The organism is Flammeovirga sp. AWQ4_249 (assembly GCF_056161045.1).
Genome location: NZ_JBSWYJ010000029.1, coordinates 13,207 through 32,861, shown reverse-complemented (window position 1 = coordinate 32,861; position 19,655 = coordinate 13,207). Strand labels below are relative to the sequence as shown.

Below are 19,655 nucleotides of genomic sequence, written 5' to 3'. Positions count from 1 at the left end.
TTTACAAAACATATTTTTCAAAGAGTTTTTCTAAAATCTTTTGAGGCTCTTCAGTGCACAATCCAGGATGTGTTTTAGAACTTTGGATTAATGTAGAACGTGTAGCGGTTAACCATCTAAACCTACTTGGTAAATCTTGATGTCCAATTACTCCTCCTTTTTTTCCTCCTTCACAAATAAGTTTCCAAGTATTAAGGTATGCTTCTATTTCTTTTGGTGATATCTCGACGTCAAATGCATTTAATCTTTTATCAAAAACTTTATATTTTAAATCTAAGAATTTCAGTGGTTTACTAAAAAGGATCACACCTACATTGATAAATTCTTCTCTTTCTACTTTTGGCATAAAACGAATTACAGCGTATTCGTACACATGTTTATCTTGCATTTTTTGCTTCTTTTGTAAGTTGATCTAAATTTGCAATCCTCTTATTTAACAGAGTCATATATACTTTTTTTCTTTCTTCAATCGTTGCATCAATACTTGGATCTGACAACCAATCATCAGGGAGTAAAGATACTATTCCTTTAATCACTTCTGGCGTTAATAATTCTTTTAATATAGTAGCAGCTTCGTCTAACTTTGTTGCTTTTTCTAAGAGCACATGGTCTTTAATCATTGGAAAAGTACGTACTGCGTGATCTTCCCAACTTTTCCAAGAATGATGAAAATACAAACTTGCCCCATGATCTATCACCCATAAGGCCTTATTCCAATTCAACAAATTAGTATTTCTGTGCGTACGATCAATATTTGTAATAATACTATCTAGTAAGACTACTTTTGAAGCTGCAAGCGGTTCGGCAATGGAAACTAAAGGATCATAAGTAATCGCACCACTCAAGTATGACATTCCTAAATTTAAACCTTCACTAAATTTCAAAAGGTCTTGTATCTCTTCATCACCTTCAGATTTACTAAATGTATCTACTAAATGAATAAAAACAAGTTCTGGCATATTTAGCCCTAACTGCCTAGCCATTTCACCACCTATTAGCTCTGCAATTAATGCTTTTACTCCTTGTCCTGCACCTCTAAATTTTATGACATAATCAAAACCATCATCTGCTTCCACAATTGCTGGTAAAGAACCTCCTTCTCGCAAAGGGGTAACATAACGGGTCATGTTTACGGTACGAATTTCTTTATTATACATTACTCATTCATTGATTCCATACTAAATTAAGGATCTAAGTTAAGGTACCCAATTATTCAGGGTATAAAAAAACACCTTACCTCATTTAAGAAGTAAGGTGTTCAATATTTTCAGAAGTCAGTTTATTCAACAATAACTCTTTTTGATACGATAGATCTACCAGATATTACTCTGATGATATAAACCCCTCTTGGTAGATTATCTAATGATAGTTCTACTACAGGATTATCTCCTAACTCCCATTCGGTTGTTTTTACTTTATAACCTAAAGTATTGTACATCTCAATCTCAGCAGATTTGTTCCAAGACTTTAATACTACATTTAAATTAGCACCTTGAGTAGGGTTTGGATATAAAGTTACATCAGGCTCAATATCATTAGCTCCATCTAAATAAACAGCTATCGGTTCAATAATTTCAAATGCTCCATCAAAATCATATTGAATTAATCTATAATAAGAGATTTGACCTTGAACAGCTTCCTCATCAATGAAATTATAATGTAAAGTCACATCTGAATTTCCAGCTCCTTCTTCTTCACCTATTGTAATCCAATTCTTATTATCGATAGAACGTTGAATTTCAAAATAATCATTATTGATTTCTGAAGCAGTTGCCCAGTATAAATGAACTGATTCTTCTTCAATTTCTGCTTCAAAAGAAATTAATTCAACTGGTAACTCAGTTACTGCATCATCCAATTCATCCGTAAATTCTGTAGATGTAGCAATTGCTAAATATTTTTCACTAAATGAAACTCCGTTAGTAGTTACACCTTCTGAGTTTTTAGAAATAAATGTACCATTTGTTGTCCAATCCTGATCAGCATTATCATCCCAACTTGCTAAAAGTAAATCTAAACTTGTATCAACTCCTCCAAGATCACCATAAAATAAGGTAACATTTGCAGTACTTTGGGCAGATGCATCACCCGTTGAAATATCTGTAACTCTCCATTGATGACCCGCAGAAATTTCTCCAATAGTTCCATCAGGTAGATCTGGGTCTATATTGGTGACATCTAAAATATCACCTGGAGTTAAGTATTCAACTGTCCATAATTTAACATCTAAACCTAGAAGATCTACTTTATCAGTAAATTGAACTTGAATAGGAATCTGACGACCAGAAGCACCTACCAAGAATTTTAATTGATCATCTGTTGTATGATCTAAATATGCTGATAAAGGTCCTAGTACATATGAACTACCTGATAATGATCCATCATTAGCAATAACTAATGTTTCATCACCATTTGCTGAATTATTTAAAGCTGTTGTCAATGTTAGATCAGAAATCACTTTTTGCTGACCATCTGTAACTATATCACCAGTATAATTTTCAATAATAACATTTGCTAAAGTTTTAGCTCCATTGAACTGACCATTGAAAGCTTGATCACCAGATGTACCATCAAAAGTAATTGTAGCACCTGACTCCATTACAAAAGTCGTAGATCCATTATCAATGAAATCACCTCCCACTTGTAAGTTTCTACCTGTCTTAATTTCAAAATTAGCAGTATTGTTAATTGTTAAGTTTTCAACATCAAAAACACCAAAATTTTGAATCAAGACATCACCACTTATTGTAGAGTTTCCTCTTACTTCCATTGTGTTATTATCAACAGTCAAAGATCCATTGTCTTTAATATCAATATAACCAGTAACAATCGTATTCGATGCTGAAGTTAAATCTCCATCTTCTTCAATAATAAGGTTTGTCATATCTGAATCATTGTTCAAAGTAAATGATAATCCATCTACAGTTAAGTCACCAGATAAATTTAGTCCTGAATTAATTTCCCAAGTCTGATTTGTACCTGAACCAATTAAATTTAGACTTCCTAACTGAATTTTATTATCGATAACAATACCATCAATATTGATTGTTTGAGTCGTTGCATCACCTTCGATAGTGACAGTTCCACCATCTGCAAAGAATGTTGTCCAATCTGCATTTGGCATTGCTCCTGTTTCACTATTATTATAATGGAACATTAATTCTCCATTACCTTCGATAGCGTTAATTTTTATTTGATTATCTCCAGCATTAACATCGAATGTACCATCAATTATTATCTTATAATACGTAACAAATCCTAGATCACCGGTTGCCGAAGATGATAGTATTAAACCATCAGGAATTTGAATAATTGTTCCTGCTTCAGGTACCGTATTTGCTGGATTAGTCCAAGTACCACCTTGGTTATCTGAGTATCTCCAATTTGCCATATTGTTAAGATCTCCATTTCCTCCAATAAGTTCGAAAATTCTAATATTATCTGGAGTAGATTCGTCATCACCAGCATAGTAGGCACCAGAAATAACTTCAGATGATAAATCGACACTAAAGATATTTGTAGAATGATTTATTTCCTTTTCAATACCTTTACGGATTGAACCATCACCTTCAATAATAATACCTATATAATCTGCTTCTGTGATTGCACCACCTATTTGTACTTTTGTTTCATCATATTCAAATTCTACTGTAGCACCTGTGTAACCTGATGTTACTGAGAAATCAAGGTCCCAATATTGATCTAAAGCGTAATCATTATTTCCTTGGTTAGCAGGTACAGTATTTATACCTCTTACAGCGTTAATATTTACAGTTGAATTAACAAATGTTCCATCAAAAGTTATTGGAGCATAAATATTATTTCCACCATCAGCATAACCAATAGGAATTATTTGATTGGATAATGAACCATTAGGGAAATTATAAGTAATTCCTTGATCAGCGTTAGATCCATCCATTCTGATCATTAAGTTATTATCAAATTGATTATCAGCATCATTAGCTGTTAGTACTACTGTACTACCTAAGTTTAATAAATATCCTCCGATATCTAGAATTCCTTCAGTAAATACAATCTCATCAGCTACTAAATTTAAATTGTTTGCTAAAGCAACACCATCAAAGTTATCAATTTCCAATCGACCAATACTTCCTCCAATCTGAAGTGATTGCACGCCAGAACCAGAAAGTTTAATTCTTCCAGAACTTGTAGAAGTATGTGTTCCTGAAATATTCGTATCTCCACCAACATTTAAGGTGTAACCTCCATCATCTAATACTCCAGCTGCTAAATCAAATTGATTAGATACATTAAAGTTATTAAATAATGTTACTGTTGATACATTTGAAGTCTCAATATTCAAATCCTCAACTGTAATTTCCTGAGTACCAGCAATAGATTGGTTTTCAGCACCTGTAAAGTTGAATTTAGAGTTTGTAGCTGTAATAGTTCCATTATTTGTTAGGTCTCCTTGAATTGTTAGATCAAGGTTATTAAAATCTAATGAAGTATTTGTTCCTACTGTTAAATCCCCATTCAATACCAATGCGTTAACATCCAATGTTGTGTTTGCTTGTCCTGCACTTACAATTTCTAATGTACCGATTTCATTATTGACTTGTAATGTAATATTCTGAGATGAAACAGCTGAATTTCCTATTTTTAATATACCATCAGCATTTGTAGTTGAATTCCCTGCATCAATATCAACTTTACCTCTATAAACATTGATTTCCCCACCTGTATGAGTAAATTCTGAATTTGTACCAATAATTTCAAGAACACCTCTACTGGCAGATGCGGGGTTTCCAACAACACCAACATTAACTGTACCTCCCGTTTGTGTATAAGTTAATTCAGCACCATCTGCTGATTCACTTCTTCTGATTTCCGCACCTACATTAAGTGTACCTTCATTTACTTCAAGTTCACCACTTACAGAATAAATAATTGGTGTCGCTGCAGAATTCATATTTAATGTTCCTCCGTCCATTAATAATTTACCTCCTAGTAGTAAACTAGCATCAGAACCCGTAACATTTACAACACCATCTTGAAGAGTAAATCCTGATGTTGATGGTAAAACCCAACTAGTACCTGCTGTTGAATTAAATGGAGTAATATTAATATTAGAGTTATTTAATACTAACGTACCATTTGAGAAGGTAATTAACTCCTCATCTGATGCTGTTGGTAACGTAAACTCAGTATCGATAGTAAATGTTGATGTACTATTATTCCCTTTATTCATATTAATCTTATACAAAGCTGGGGTAACAGTTCCTGAGTAGAAATTAGTAAATGATCCATTTGTATCACCTTGTAGCTCAAGAATCATTCTATTTTTATCAGCTGCATTAAATAAATTAAATACAATATTTCCTTGCCCTGATTCACTATCATCTTTTTCTGGTATTGATATATTTCCTGATACAACTAAATTATGAATAGCATCATCTTCTCCATTCACATTGAAAGTATTTGCAATAGATTGATCATTTGAAATAGTATTTTCAAAATTTAAATTTTTACAAGATACTGTGATAGGAGTAGATGAATCAATATTTAAATTTGCTCTTCTATATCCACCAATATTTAAATTGTTTTGAATATCAAGTGATTTATCTAAACTTAAATTAGTACCATCTATCATCAATGATTTGATCTCGATTACGTCTGTTACAGAAGGATCAAATTGGAAAAAGTTACTATATTCCTCATTACCCCATAATCTTACTGAAGGATATTTAGGAAATATAGGAATAGTAAAATCAGAGCCATTACTTTGTAACATAATTTCACTTCTTTCTTCACTAAGGAAATCATTCATATCCTCTGCATTTAAAGTTGCTCCGTTATGTATACGAATAGAACCGATATCTTCAATAACATCAACAGTTAAAGTATTGGACTCAATTCTTACTCTTGCCAAATCTGCTCCTTCTAATGTAGCTGTTTCATGAGAAACAAATTGAATTACACCCACTTCAATATCGGAATTAATTACCACCCTATGTCCTTTTGTTCCAGAGAAAGTTGATCCATCAAAAGAACCATAACCAATTACTACAACATCTCCAGCACTAGGAGTTCCTTGAGATTCAAAAGGGCTTCCTGTATTTTGCCAATCAGCATTAGTCGTCCATCTAGTAGTTTCTCCCCAAGATACTGTTCTTTCGACACTTACGTTTTGTGCTGAATTTCCATTATTATAAGCTTGACCTTGGAATGAATAATAAACAGTTAATTCATTTTCGAATAATGCAGATTCACCTGCAGTATAATAAGCAGTATATGGAATTGATGCAGTAGTAGTGATAACATTAGTAGCATCGTCTACTGCATTAATATCACCAACATCCTCTCTTGCATAATCTCCTTCTAATTTTACACGACCTGGAACGTAGTTAGCTTCAGTTCCTGATACGTGAGTTTCATTATAAGTAAACTGATAAGTAATTTGAGGTTTATTTGCATCTGAACTATACTCATGAACTGTTGTTTTCCATGCATAGTTTAATAAATCACCTACCACATCTTCTGTGAATGATGAAATATTATCATTGTTCGTTGCTACTTGTAAATATCCTGTTTCATTGTAACCTGTTACCGTAGCTTGTGCAGGTGTGTATAATGAACTAGTACCTAAAGGAAAAACATATGTACCATTTTGGTATATACTATAAGTTAAACCTCCATCAGAAGCAGTTTCAGTTCCTAATAGATATTTTGAAGTACCAAAACTAGAACCATTATTAACTAAACCAGATTCACCTACTACAACACCAAATTCATTTGCATTAATGATACCTTCTTCCCAAGTTAATTGGTCAGCATAAATTACATTACTTAAATCAACACCATTGGTATTGTTAATCCATAAGTGTTTAAAATAACCTTGTGTTAGATCAGCTATTTGATTTGCAACTAAATCAAATCCAGCTGAAATTGATTGAGTTGACGAACCATTTAATTTTACAAAACCAACAGATGTACTTGTACCTATTGCTCCACCATTATGAATAGAGCCTTGAATTTCTACTCCATAATTATCATATTCAAATGTACCTTGAGTTAAAGAAAAAGAAGAAGCAATAGATAAACGAACATTTTCATCTGCTACACCAGAACCACTCGATTTTAAATAAAAAGTATCGTCTGCATTTGCAAGATTGATAACTAAATTATCTACATTAAATGCTACATCAGGATCTTGTACATCTATAAAATTATTATCAGTACCATTGAAAGTTAATGTGTTTGAGCCTCCAATTGTTAGGTTTGAATTATCATATAAAGTTACATTACCCCCAATAATTATATCATTAGACCCAGAAGATATCTGTGCATCTTCATATACTAATAAATCATTTGCTAATTCAAGATCAGTAGCATTAATTGTTTGATTAATTAGTTTAATATTTTTTGTTGCGATTGAAACTGTTCTACTTGGAAAAGAAGACCTTATAGACAAATTATATAAAGGAACATTCGAAACAAAAGTAGTATTTTTATCAGTATTGATATCAAAAATTATTTCACCTCCAACAATATTATGATAACCATCATCCATTCCTAATGTTAAAAGGTCCATATTTAATTCTGCATCTTGATTGTGTAGAATTAATGTACCATCTGTCATTGAGATTGAGTTCTCGCTGTAAGGAAGAGATAAAGAAGCTGCTTCGTCATTTGTGTCTTCAATACCAAAGATTTCCATTGTTCCTCCAGAAATTGAAAGAGCTCCTTTATGTTGTGTACCAGCATTTGAAGTTTTAAATTGGTTAAGATAGACTTCACCACCTTCTTGTACAAAGAAACCTTGTTCTCTAAGTGTTATACTACTACCTCTTGTAGAAATATTACCTTCATAATCTGAACCGATCACTAATTTTCCTGACCCAGAAACTTTAATACTACCATTGACCATTAAATATTGAGCCGGGAAATAAACTTCTGAAGTACCATCTATCCAAATTCTATTTTCCTCAGCTAAGTCATAATTTCTTTCTCGAGAGGTATACTGATAGATAAAAATATTATCTCCAAAACGAATAGTACCGTATTGTAAAACAAACATACCATTGTCTGTTGTCATCGAACCTCCTGATGTATTACCAACAAAGTTATTTTGATTATTATGTCCTAAAAACTCACAATTTTGTTGAGTTGAAGCATCAAAATTCAGAACATAATTATCCGATGTCCCTTTGTTCATTACAATTTGATAAAATCTTGTTGGTCCATTACTGACAACATATTGATCTTTATCAGCAGCATTAAACTCAACGATTGCATACTGTCCACCAGCATCTGTTGTATAAAATGTATTTAGCTGATTTAAATAGGCTGTTGATTTAAATGTCTCATTATTTCTTCTTGTTGTAAATGATAAATCACCTGAGTTATTAATATCACCACCAATAGTAACATCATGAATTACATTATCTGTTCCCACTGTAAAAGTACCTGATCCTCCAATAATTAAGTCTCCATTTAACATTAAATCTCTTGAGGTATTTGTACCATCACTTTGACCTAATTCAAAAGTACCGTTTTCAACTTCTAATGATGAAATTACAGTTAAATCTGAATCTAAGATCACAGTACCAGAAGTATTAATTACTAAATTATTGTATGGCAAACTATTAGTAAGTGTTGTTCCTGTACCAGAAATTTCAACAGTACCTCCATTTTCAGATAAAAATCCAGTAGCCGTTTGTGAATTGGCTGCAGATGGGAAATTATCACCTTCCATGATAACTTTTCCTCGACCAGACACTTCTCCTAAAGTATGACCTGTTGTTGAACCAACAAGTAAAGTACCGTAATCAGAAATTGTAACTGATGCAGCTTGAATATTATTTGAAGAAATTGTTAAATCTACATTATCTAGAATAACAACATCATCTGTTGAAGAAGGTATTGTTGATGTCCCATCAGGATCTCCTGAAGGATCTTGGGTCCATATTCCTGTATCAGCGGACTCCCAATCACCACTTATTCTAGCATAATAGGCAATTGGAGCTTGATCAGTGATTGTATAGTAGCCATTCCCATCAAAATCTGCATCATCTAAATCAAAATAAACATAGTCTGAACCGTCAAATGTTGCTGTAACACCTGCCACCTCAGTGTACGCTGAAGCATTGTCTGCAGAATACACTAGTTTATATTCAGAAAGGCTTGCGTCACGATTACCAACATAAGATTTAACATTAAATTTAAGTCTTACGGAAGCTGTACCAGTTTTTTCAATATAAAATTTCTTGTTCCATACTCTTAAACCTGAACCATCTGGAGAATTATTAAATGTTTGTCCTGCTTCATCTGACTCACCTATTAATAATCTATCAGTATCATTAGAACCTGAAGTATAATTTTCAATTTCTAGTGGTGATGAAACTATTCTTTGTGGTATAAAATCAGTAGAATTATCATGTCCATATAATCGCATATTTTGATTATGTGTACTGTAAGCAGCTGTTAATCCATCTGTTTCAGAAAGCTCTTCATGTGATATACCATATTTTGCAGTTAAATAATCATTTACTCTTAAACGTGTATATGGATCATCATTGCTATAAACAATAACTTCCATTACTTCACCATCAAATGTATGACTATTATTATTAGTTGATCCAATTTTACCAATAATGTGATCTTGTGTATACCCAGTATTAGAGATTAAATTATTCTTTTCACCTCCATTACCTATGTAATTAACAGAATTAGAAGAGTTTCTATATGTAGAAATCAAACCAAAATCTGCATCGAAAGACCATGGTAATTGATCCTCTTGGCCTGATGTCCCATTAATACCTCTGATGTACAAGTTGTCCTCCCAATACCCCCAAAGTGAACGATTGGATCCTCCATCACCTCCTAGAAAGAAACCTGCATTTACAGTATTTGCTTTCATAACGATATACACTTGATAATCTCCTGATAGATTAATATCTCCAAAAGATAAACCTTCGTGACCTCCTGCTGAAAAATCAACAGCATTATAACCATTGACTGCAGTACCAGAAATTGAGACAGGATAGGTAGCATTCGGATTTGTAGCATCTCTTCCATTACCACTTCTATCTTTCCAAGTGGTAACAATACCAGAGGTTGTAATAATATCAGTATCGGCATTACCTACATCAACATCATCATGGGTTCTAACCACATTTGGTTTTAACCATAATTCTAAATTATCTTTTGGAATATCTTGGGCAAAGATATCAACTGAATAAAGGGTAAGAATCAATAACAGAAGTCTTCCAAAGGATAAGTTCTTTGTTAAATTAATTTGCAGCATATTTATAGATTTTGTAAGAGTATTTCTAAAAAAAAATCTTTTAAAAAGTTTGTTGAATAAAAATATTAGTTATCCCATAACTAACAGTACAATACTATAGATACAAAATTCTTGCTTTTTTTATATTTTCAAAAAAATATTTAATAATATTTATTAGAAAAAGTTTAAAACAATTAAAAAAAGGCTATAAATTCCACTTAAAGTACAATTTATAGCCATTTATTTTAACTTTTTTACATAGTTAAATCTTTCATTACTTCTGATTCAACTATATAATCAATCTGATAAACTTTTTTTGTAATCTCTTTTTGAACTGACTTCATCATTTTTTGTTGATGAATCCTTTTCCCTAAAAATATAGGATCTATTATATTTTCTTTATTTGATATAGTTTGATTAATTATCCATGCAAAAGGAGTAATATTTGCCCTCTTCAAATCTTCTTGTAAACCTTCTGCTTCTCTTATTGGAGTTGTTTCTGGAAGAGCAACTAATATCACTTTTGTAATACTTGCATCTTGAATCATCTGATAAGGTGTATGTAATTTTGAGGCATCAATATTACTTTGTCTTACCACTTGTTTATGATAACTATCAGTCGTATCTAACAATAAAAGCGTATGACCTGTTGGTGCTGTGTCAACCACTACAAATTCACGTTTAGCACTTCGAATAGCTTTAGAAAAAGCATGAAATACCGCTACTTCCTCTGTACATGGAGAATTTAAATCTTCACGTATTAGTTTAATTTGCTCTTCTGTCTTTCCTGCACCTCTCTGAGCAACAGCCTTTTCAATATACGCCTCTGTCTCAACCTTAGGATCTATACGTTCAATCGTCAAAGTTTCTGGTAATTCAGCGAGTTGATTTGTATAGTCTCTTAAATGAGCTGCTGGATCTGTTGTCGTCAAAGTAACTTTATGCCCCCTTTTAGCTAAACCGACAGCAATTGCTGTAGCTGAAACAGTTTTACCTACTCCTCCTTTACCCATCGTCATGATTAAACCTTTTTTATCTTTTTCAAGATCATTGATTAAATCATCTAAATTAGGCATTTCTGAGTTGATCTCTTCTTTTAAATCTTCCTTTCTTATGATTTGTTCTTGTACTTCTTTAGAGAAAACAGAACGTAATTTTTCTAAACCTAGGATATTATAAGGTAAAAGTGGGAATTCTTGCTGTGGTAAACCTGCTAAAGCTAAAGGGATATTATCTAATTGCTTTTTTGCTTTTTGAGCAATCTTTTGCGCATAATCATCTTCTTCTGAAATTGGATTAAAAATACCATTGATCAAAAGTCTCTGATTAGTCATACCCAACTCTGCTAACTCTTGTCCAGAACGAGCAGCTTCCTTTAAGGCAGTTTCTTCCGCTCTTGTCACTAGATAGAAAGTAGTCTGTTTTGGATCTTTCAAAACCTCAACAACTTCTTTATATCTTTTATGATTACTTTTTAACGCAGTTGTTGGACCAATACAAGAAGCTCCTTCATTATGATCAAGGAAAGTATTCCAAGCATCAGGTAATTCTAATAATCTTAGAGTATGCCCAGTCGGTGCTGTATCAAATACTATATAATCATACTCTTCGGGATTAGCTTCGCCTGAAATAAATCTTGTGAACTCATCAAATGACGCTATTTCTACAGTACACGCTCCTGAAAGTTGTTCTGTCACTTTATTTCTATAGGATGGTGTCGCTAACATCCCTAATGAAGAAATTGCACGGTTTTTATAAGATTCACCCGCTTCTTCTGGGTCAATATTAATTGTTGATAATTGTGGTAGATCAGGGTGTTTCGCAATTGTTTTATCACCTACATTTGTTGCTAAAACATCTGATAAATTAGATGCAGGATCAGTACTAATTAATAATACTTTGTTTCCCTCATCTGCTAATTGAACCGCTACCGCACTTGATAATGAAGTTTTTCCTACTCCCCCTTTTCCCGTAAAGAATAAGAATTTTGTATCTCTAAAATTCATAATAATAAAAAGGTAGCTTCCTCTATTCGAACAAGCTACCTCATCAATTTATTTTTTTGTATAATATTTATCTCTGAAATAGAAGGCTAATTTGACTAAGCCTATCAATGCAGGCACTTCTACTAAAGGACCAATCACACCTGTAAAAGCTTGTCCTGAATTGATTCCAAATACACCAATGGCTACTGCAATCGCTAATTCAAAGTTATTACCTGTTGCAGTAAAAGCTATAGATACATCTTTTTCATAATCAGCGCCAAAGAATTTGGCTAACATGAAACTTAGAACAAACATTGTTACGAAGTAGATCACTAAAGGAACTGCAATTCTTACTACATCCATTGGAATCTCTACAATCATTTGTCCTTTTAATGAGAACATCAAGACAATTGTCAATAATAAAGCTACTAATGTAATTGGTGAGATTGTTGGAACAAACTTGTTTTCGTACCAATCTTTACCCTTTACGGCTACTAAGATTTTACGGCTTAAGAATCCTGCTAGGAAGGGTATACCTAAATAGATAAATACACTTTCTGCAATTTGCCCCATAGTGATATCTACAACAGCACCATCAAATCCAAATAATGGAGGTAAAACTGTGATAAATACATAAGCATATACACTATAGAATAATACTTGGAAAATACTGTTTAAAGCAATTAAACCAGCTGCGTATTCTGAACTTCCTTCCGCTAAATCATTCCAAACAACAACCATTGCAATACATCTTGCTAAACCAATAAGAATTAAGCCTGTCATGTATTCTGGGTAATCATGTAAGAAAATTAACGCTAAGGCAAACATTAAAATTGGACCTACAATCCAGTTTAAAACTAAAGAAACTGATAATACTTTTACGTTCGTAAATACTTTACCCATCTCTTCATATTTCACTTTTGCTAAAGGTGGATACATCATTAATATCAATCCAATAGCTAACGGGATATTTGTTGTCCCTACAGACATATTATTGATAGAATCTGCTGCACTAGGGAATAAATAACCAATCCCTACTCCTATTGCCATAGCCAAGAAGATCCAAACTGTTAAATAACTATCTAAAAAGGACAACTTCTTGGGTTGTTTAGTTGGGCAAATAGGATCTTCAATATTTAATTTATTTTCCATGTAACGTTGTAGTTAAAATGTAATTAGGTTTATATTTTTGAAAAAGCATATAGTAATTCACGAGCAATTTGACGACACCTTTCGTCGTATTTTTCTTCTTGCTCTGGAGTTCCATCAAATGCTTTTGGATCTTCAAATGGTAATGAAATTCTAGTTGCTCCAGGTATAAATGGACAGTTTGCATCGGCATGACCACAAGTCATTACAGCTCCAAAACCTGATTGTGGATTAAAAGAATGATGATAAGCTTTTGAAAAACCGATCACAGCAGGTTGGTTTTCATTGTATTTAATTGCATAAACAGGATTCTCTTCATTTGATAATTTTTGAATCTTTAAACCTGCTCTTTCTAATGCATTGGCAGCAGATGGAAATAATGCTGTAGCTTCAGTACCTCCTGAATAGGCAAATACATTCGTAAATCCATAATGATAAGCTGCAATTTGCGTCCAAACTTGTGACAAATGACTTCGTCTAGAATTGTGAGTACAAATTAAAATCAAATTAGCTAGTCCATCCTCTGCTAATTTCGTTTTGACAAAATTTGAAATAACCTCTAAAGCTTGTTTTCTTTCATTTGAAATTAAATGAAATTCTTCTTTAGCTGATACGATGTACTGATCTAATGTTGTATTAGTAGTGTTTTCCATTTTTTATTGATTTTTTAATTAACACTCACAGTTTTTATTTGGGGTGATTTTATCAGATGAGTTCGTAAAGAAATCTTTGATATCTTTCCATACTTCATCATTGATACAATAGGCAATACAATTTCCTGTAATTGTACCTTTAATAAGACCAACTTTTTTTAATTCAGATAAATGTCTAGAAACAGTAGATTGTGCAAGTGGTAAATGTTCTACCAAATCACCATTAATACAATCTGGGCTGCTGATTAGATACTCTAATATTGCTAATCTTGCAGGGTGACCAATTGCCTTTAAGATTTCGGCTCTTCTTGTCACTTCTTCTTTGAATCCTTCTATCTTTGTAATTCCCATATCGCAATATTACGATATTACTATATTGTACACAATTCTTGTATGTTAATAAAAAGTAAATTATTCATTTGAAGAATGGTAAAGGCTTATAAAATTGAATAATTACAAAACTATCTTTATTAAGAAAAATGAGTTGATAAAGTTTTTCTCATTTAATTAAATTAATAATAAAAGTATTTAACGTCTCCCAACAAAATATACAAGGCATTTAAATTATCCTCAATTTTACAAAGCTAGATAAGATAAAAACTACTGTTTTATGGAAATGATGTCTATTAAAAATGTATTTCTAGGAACTCTTGTTCTCTCAGGAATATGGTTTAGTATTACTTTAATTAGAAAGTTAAATCTAAGAATTAAAGAAGGTAAAATTGAAAAAGAAAGTAGCTTGCTACTTGCTATCACTGGTTTTGTAGCCAATTTTATGGATACATTAGGTATAGGTTCTTTTGCAATAATGACCAGTTCTTTCAAAAATTTCAAACTCGTAGAGGATAAAAAAATCCCTGGAACTTTAAATGTTGGAGTTGCTATAGTTTGTATTGCACAAGCTTTCATCTTTATTACAGCTGTACCCGTTGAAACAACCACTTTAATTTCAATGATAGTGTCAGCTTTAGTTGGAGCACTAATTGGTGCTAGAGTTGTTTCAAAAATGGATAAGACAACAATTCAATTAGTGATGACAATAGCGTTATTTGTCATGGGGGTTACAATGATTTTAGGGAAGATGAATGTTTTTCCTGTTGGTGGTGATGCAATGGGGCTGGAAGGATGGAAGTTAATTGTAGCATGTGGTGCTAACTTCATTTTTGGTGCTTTAAATACTGTTGGAGTTGGTTTGTTTGCACCCTGTATGGTGACAGTGTATTTATTGGGATTGAACCCTGCCGCTACTTTTCCTATTATGATGGGAAGTACCGCATTATTGGTCCCTTTTGCTGGTATAAAATTTATCAAAGAAGATGTACATAGCATGAAAGCATCTATTTTGATTAATATCTTTGGAACTATTGGCGTATTGGTTGCGGCATTCTTTGTCAAATCATTAGATCTTAATTTACTTCAATATTTAATCATTTTTGTAGTCGCATATACTACTTGGTTGATGGGTAAATCATTTGTTATTTCGAAAGTAAATAATAGGAAGAATTTAAAGCAAAAAATAGTCTAAAAATAAAGCACTTAAGAAATTCAACTTAAGTGCTTTTTTGTTTTATTCATCCTCTTCTGAAAAGTTCATCATTCCTGATAAAAGATCAGAGAAGACATTACTTTTAATAAGGTTATGTTTACTCAATTGACTGAATTCTGCCAAACCATGCAGTACAAATTCCATTAAATAATAGGTTTCTTCTAGCGACTCATTTGGATATTTTTTCTCGACAACCTTTCTTAAATTCGGAACACTATCCAAGACTTTTTTGAAATCATCTTCTGAAGCGTCATTGATCAAATCAACTTTATAACCGTCTCCAAACCATTCTACTATTGGTTGGTATACATTATCACCCATTTTCTTTGCTTGTTCTGGAGATGGGAAATAATTAATAAACTGCTTTCTGATCGCTTTACTGATTAAGCTTTGAGCAACTTCTCCTGCCCCTTCCTGTTCTCCTTCATATACCAATTCAATTTTACCGGTAATAGCAGGAATAGTCCCCACTAAATCAGCAACACGAATATAGGTTTTAATTTCACCATTGATTAACGCTCTTCTTTCCGCTGCAGAATAAAGGTTTTCCATTGATGAAATAGTCAAACGAGCAGAAACTCCACTTTTCTCATCAACATATTCATTAGCACGGGCTTCAAAAGCTACTTGTTCAATAAGATTTCGTGTAATATCATTAATTTCTACTGTTTCAAGTTGAGAAGGTTTAATATCCGCTTCTTGTTCGGTGATTTTCCTAGCTATTTGTAGATCTTTTGGATAATGGGTAATTATTTGTGTTTCAATTCTATCTTTCAAAGGCGTTACAATACTGCCTCTATTGGTATAATCCTCAGGGTTAGCAGTAAATACAAATTGAATATCAAGTGGTAATCTTAATTTAAAACCTCTAATTTGAATATCACCTTCTTGTAAGATATTGAATAATGAAACTTGAATTCTTGGTTGAAGATCAGGCAACTCATTGATGACAAACAAACCTCTATGTGATCTAGGTATTAAACCATAATGTATCACTCTTTCGTCAGAGTAACTTAACTTATTTGCTGCAGCTTTAATTGGATCAATATCACCAATCAAATCAGCTACACTTACATCAGGTGTTGCTAATTTTTCTGTATATCTATCTTCTCTTTTCCACCACCCAATTTTTGTATTATCACCATTTTCTGTCAAAAGATCTTTTGCTTTTATAGATAATGGTTGAAATGGATCATCATTTAAATCTGCTCCTTCTACTACTGGAATTACATCATCTAAAAGGTTTACTAAAAGTCGAGCAATACGTGTTTTTGCTTGACCTCTTAATCCTAATAAATTGATATTATGCATAGAAAGTATACCTCTTTCCAGCTCAGGAATCACCGTTTCTTCATACCCCCAAATCTCAGGAAATGGGCTTTCACCTTTCTTTAATCTATCAATTAAATTATTTCTTAACTCCTGTTTTATAGATTTTGATTGGTAGCCTGCATCCTTTAACTCACCAAGCGTTTTAATATTTAGTTTTTCGTCAAGAGTAAGTTGAGTGTATTCTTTCATAATATGTTTTGTTGTTTCTATCTTTTTCTTTTGCTTTTGTTGTAATCTGTAAAGATCATATCTCCTAATCCTTTTAGACCACTGTAATACGCATTACCATTATTCGCTTCAGTAAACTCTTGTACAAATTGCTGTAAGTATGGATCTGAAGCGATCATAAAGGTGGTGATTGGTATTTTGAGCCGCTTAGCTTGAGCTGCTAAGTTGAGGGTTTTATTGACGATCTTTCTATCCAAACCAAAACTATTTTTATAATACCCTGCTCCTTCCTTTATACAAGAAGGTTTGCCATCTGTAATCATAAAAATTTGTTTATTGGTTGTCTTTTTTCTTCTGAGAAGATCCATAGCCAATTCCAGCCCTGCTACAGTATTTGTATGAAAAGGTCCTACTTGTAAATAAGGAAGATCTTTGATGTTAATTTGCCAAGCATCATTTCCAAAAACAATAATATCTAAAGTATCTTTTTTGTACTTTCTTTTGATCATCTCTGATAATGCCATTGCCACCTTTTTTGCTGGTGTAATTCTATCTTCACCATACAAAATCATAGAATGAGATATATCGATCATTAAAACTGTAGAAGTTTGGGTTCTGTATTCTTTTTCTACAACTTCTAGATCCCCTTCATCAATATTAAAGTTATCGATACCATGGTTTATTTGTGCATTTCTGATGCTATCAGTCATGGATATTTGCCCCATTGAATCTCCAAATTGAAAGGCTCTTTTATCAGGTGTGTATTCATCACCTTTATTTCCTGAATAAGGCGTTTTATGATCTCCAGCCCCTCCCTTTCTGAGCTTCCCAAATATCTCATCTAAGGCTTGTTGACGTATACTTTGCTCACTTTTGGCAGTTATTGTAGGGTCTCCATTAGTTACTGGGTCTTCCTTTACGTAACCTTTATCTTTCAAGTCTTGATAAAAGTCGCCCATACCATATCCTTCATTAGTAATGTTATATTGTCGGTCAAGATCATTCATCCAAGAGATTGTTTCACCAACATTACCTGATGTGATATTTATTAATTCTAAAAAAATTTTAAGTAGATCTTGAAAAGTGTTGCCTCCCTCTACTTCAGGGGGTATATATTCTGTAAACCGATATCCGATCATTGGGTGTTGAAGTTAGATTTTTTAATTTCTAAACAAGTTAACAAAATTAGGAACAGATAAAAATCGGAATTGTTTACAATTATTTAAGTTTACTTTATCATGTAAATTAATATTAGTTTTTAATATTGAATCATCTTCTTTCCTCTATGTCAAATAAGCCAGATACCTTTTTAAAAATTCATTTTTTATTTCCACTATTGGATAATCTTTATCTGCATAGATGTAATTCATTCCAATGCCATCTAATTCAGAAATGAATAAGTAGCTATAAACCTTTTGATTTGGAAGCCCTTCAAAAAACCTTAGAGTAAACTGTAATAATACTTCAAATCTTTCTTTTATGAGGTCTTCCAAAACTAATCTAGTAGATGGTTGGAACATCAAATTCATGTACAATCTAAATTCATCCTTTTCGTTCACCATCCCTTCAAATGCCTGATCTACTAAATTTCTAATTTTTTCTTCAGCTGAAAGAGAATCATCTATATTCTTATTCATTTCATAAACCTGTTGTGTTGTTCGTTCAAAAATAGCTCTTAACAACCCATTCTTATTTTTGAAATGATGAAATATTAATCCATGCGAAACGTTAGCAGCAACACCAATTGCAGATACAGGTGTTTTATCAAACCCCTGTTCTGCAAAAAGTGCACTTGCAACATCTATAATCTGTTCTTTTTTATCCATAAAATTATCATTAACTGATTAATCAATCAGTGTATAAGTTAAAAATAAATAAACATAGTTGTTTTTACAAAGATTAATCTTCGAATTGTTCAGATGGATGTGCCCATTGATGTGGTTCTGCGTAAGGACCTGTCATTGTTGTTTTAGATACGATACCATCAAGGCAACCTTTTGTCAATTCTCTTGCAAACCAGTTTTCTAGAGGCATTTCAGATTTTACAGGTAAACCAATGTTGTGTGGCGTACTATATCTTCTACCATAATGGTGTTTTTCACCTGCTACGAAAACTACGTCTGGCTTCAATTCTTCTTCAGCGATTTCCATCAATTTAGTAGCTAGACGCTTACCTTGGTGTTCTGGTAATACTGCAAGTGGCGCGATTACATAACATTTTAAATGTGGAGCTTCATCGATTGTGATTGGTGTATAACATGCGTGACCAACGTTTTCGATGATAATTGAATAGCTTCCGTCGTCGATCATGTCTACTGCTAGTTGAGCATATAGTTTTGCATGACGTTCATCGTAGATACCTCCTGCTTCTTTGAAAGCAGTGAATTCGATATCGTAGGCTAATTGTTTGTGTTCTGTGTTTTGTGCATCTGTGCGATACAATTCTTTTGATTTACTCATGGTTAATAAAATTAGATTTAATTCAACTGACTAATCAGTCAGTTGTTATTAGTAACGTCAATTATATATTTAGGTTACATTTTACTGAAAAAATTATATACTGTTTGTCTTTA

General features: G+C 32.6%; 12 protein-coding genes. 1 reads left to right on the top strand and 11 read right to left on the bottom strand.

Annotation, left to right across the window (positions count from 1 at the left end; genetic code table 11):
- Position 1: 1 nt before the first annotated feature.
- From ACXAHM_RS18540 to ACXAHM_RS18510, 7 genes are all read right to left on the bottom strand, one after another.
- Positions 2–388: a DUF3037 domain-containing protein gene (locus ACXAHM_RS18540; RefSeq protein WP_474962967.1), complete on the bottom strand. Its 387-nt coding sequence runs from the start codon at positions 386–388 to the stop codon at positions 2–4.
- Positions 378–1,157, bottom strand: a complete 780-nt coding sequence (locus ACXAHM_RS18535; protein ID WP_474962965.1) for a HipA family kinase — start codon at positions 1,155–1,157, stop codon at positions 378–380. Before ACXAHM_RS18535 ends, ACXAHM_RS18540 begins: the two co-directional genes overlap by 11 nt.
- Positions 1,158–1,279: 122 nt before the next feature.
- Positions 1,280–10,270: a T9SS type A sorting domain-containing protein gene (locus ACXAHM_RS18530; RefSeq protein ID WP_474962962.1), complete on the bottom strand. Its 8,991-nt coding sequence runs from the start codon at positions 10,268–10,270 to the stop codon at positions 1,280–1,282.
- 233 nt (positions 10,271–10,503) lie between these two features.
- Complete coding sequence (gene arsA / locus ACXAHM_RS18525; protein ID WP_474962960.1) at positions 10,504–12,255, bottom strand: arsenical pump-driving ATPase; 1,752 nt, start codon at positions 12,253–12,255, stop codon at positions 10,504–10,506.
- A 48-nt stretch (positions 12,256–12,303) separates the two neighbouring features.
- Complete coding sequence (gene arsB, locus ACXAHM_RS18520; protein ID WP_474962958.1) at positions 12,304–13,386, bottom strand: ACR3 family arsenite efflux transporter; 1,083 nt, start codon at positions 13,384–13,386, stop codon at positions 12,304–12,306.
- 29 nt (positions 13,387–13,415) lie between these two features.
- A complete protein-coding gene (locus ACXAHM_RS18515) occupies positions 13,416–14,036 on the bottom strand; it encodes a low molecular weight phosphatase family protein (RefSeq protein WP_474962956.1) in 621 nt (206 codons plus the stop codon).
- 18 nt (positions 14,037–14,054) lie between these two features.
- A complete protein-coding gene (locus ACXAHM_RS18510; protein WP_474962954.1) occupies positions 14,055–14,387 on the bottom strand; it encodes an ArsR/SmtB family transcription factor in 333 nt (110 codons plus the stop codon).
- A gap of 265 nt (positions 14,388–14,652) precedes the next feature.
- Here ACXAHM_RS18510 and ACXAHM_RS18505 point away from each other — a divergent pair, with 265 nt between their 5' ends.
- Complete coding sequence (locus tag ACXAHM_RS18505) at positions 14,653–15,561, top strand: TSUP family transporter (RefSeq protein ID WP_474962952.1); 909 nt, start codon at positions 14,653–14,655, stop codon at positions 15,559–15,561.
- 42 nt (positions 15,562–15,603) lie between these two features.
- On the opposite strand, the gene ACXAHM_RS18500 is transcribed toward ACXAHM_RS18505, so the two are convergent.
- The 4 genes from ACXAHM_RS18500 to ACXAHM_RS18485 all read right to left on the bottom strand — a co-directional run bounded on the left by ACXAHM_RS18500 (position 15,604) and on the right by ACXAHM_RS18485 (position 19,542).
- Positions 15,604–17,103, bottom strand: coding sequence for a sigma 54-interacting transcriptional regulator (locus tag ACXAHM_RS18500; protein ID WP_474962950.1), 1,500 nt, complete (start codon positions 17,101–17,103; stop codon positions 15,604–15,606).
- 17 nt (positions 17,104–17,120) lie between these two features.
- A complete protein-coding gene (locus ACXAHM_RS18495; RefSeq protein WP_474962946.1) occupies positions 17,121–18,221 on the bottom strand; it encodes a vWA domain-containing protein in 1,101 nt (366 codons plus the stop codon).
- A 144-nt stretch (positions 18,222–18,365) separates the two neighbouring features.
- The gene (locus ACXAHM_RS18490; RefSeq protein WP_474962943.1) at positions 18,366–18,908 is read right to left on the bottom strand and encodes a TetR/AcrR family transcriptional regulator; all 543 of its coding nucleotides are present in this window, start codon (positions 18,906–18,908) and stop codon (positions 18,366–18,368) included.
- Positions 18,909–18,981: 73 nt separating this feature from the next.
- A complete protein-coding gene (locus ACXAHM_RS18485; RefSeq protein WP_474962939.1) occupies positions 18,982–19,542 on the bottom strand; it encodes a GNAT family N-acetyltransferase in 561 nt (186 codons plus the stop codon).
- Positions 19,543–19,655 lie beyond the last annotated feature (113 nt).

Excerpts from the sequence above, each read along its gene's own strand:
- ACXAHM_RS18540 (WP_474962967.1), bottom strand. The coding sequence starts at position 388 with ATGCAAGATAAACATGTGTACGAATACGCTGTAATTCGTTTTATGCCA.
- ACXAHM_RS18535 (WP_474962965.1), bottom strand. The coding sequence starts at position 1,157 with ATGTATAATAAAGAAATTCGTACCGTAAACATGACCCGTTATGTTACC.
- ACXAHM_RS18530 (WP_474962962.1), bottom strand. The coding sequence starts at position 10,270 with ATGCTGCAAATTAATTTAACAAAGAACTTATCCTTTGGAAGACTTCTG.
- arsA (WP_474962960.1), bottom strand. The coding sequence starts at position 12,255 with ATGAATTTTAGAGATACAAAATTCTTATTCTTTACGGGAAAAGGGGGA.
- arsB (WP_474962958.1), bottom strand. The coding sequence starts at position 13,386 with ATGGAAAATAAATTAAATATTGAAGATCCTATTTGCCCAACTAAACAA.
- ACXAHM_RS18515 (WP_474962956.1), bottom strand. The coding sequence starts at position 14,036 with ATGGAAAACACTACTAATACAACATTAGATCAGTACATCGTATCAGCT.
- ACXAHM_RS18510 (WP_474962954.1), bottom strand. The coding sequence starts at position 14,387 with ATGGGAATTACAAAGATAGAAGGATTCAAAGAAGAAGTGACAAGAAGA.
- ACXAHM_RS18505 (WP_474962952.1), top strand. The coding sequence starts at position 14,653 with ATGATGTCTATTAAAAATGTATTTCTAGGAACTCTTGTTCTCTCAGGA.
- ACXAHM_RS18500 (WP_474962950.1), bottom strand. The coding sequence starts at position 17,103 with ATGAAAGAATACACTCAACTTACTCTTGACGAAAAACTAAATATTAAA.
- ACXAHM_RS18495 (WP_474962946.1), bottom strand. The coding sequence starts at position 18,221 with ATGATCGGATATCGGTTTACAGAATATATACCCCCTGAAGTAGAGGGA.
- ACXAHM_RS18490 (WP_474962943.1), bottom strand. The coding sequence starts at position 18,908 with ATGGATAAAAAAGAACAGATTATAGATGTTGCAAGTGCACTTTTTGCA.
- ACXAHM_RS18485 (WP_474962939.1), bottom strand. The coding sequence starts at position 19,542 with ATGAGTAAATCAAAAGAATTGTATCGCACAGATGCACAAAACACAGAA.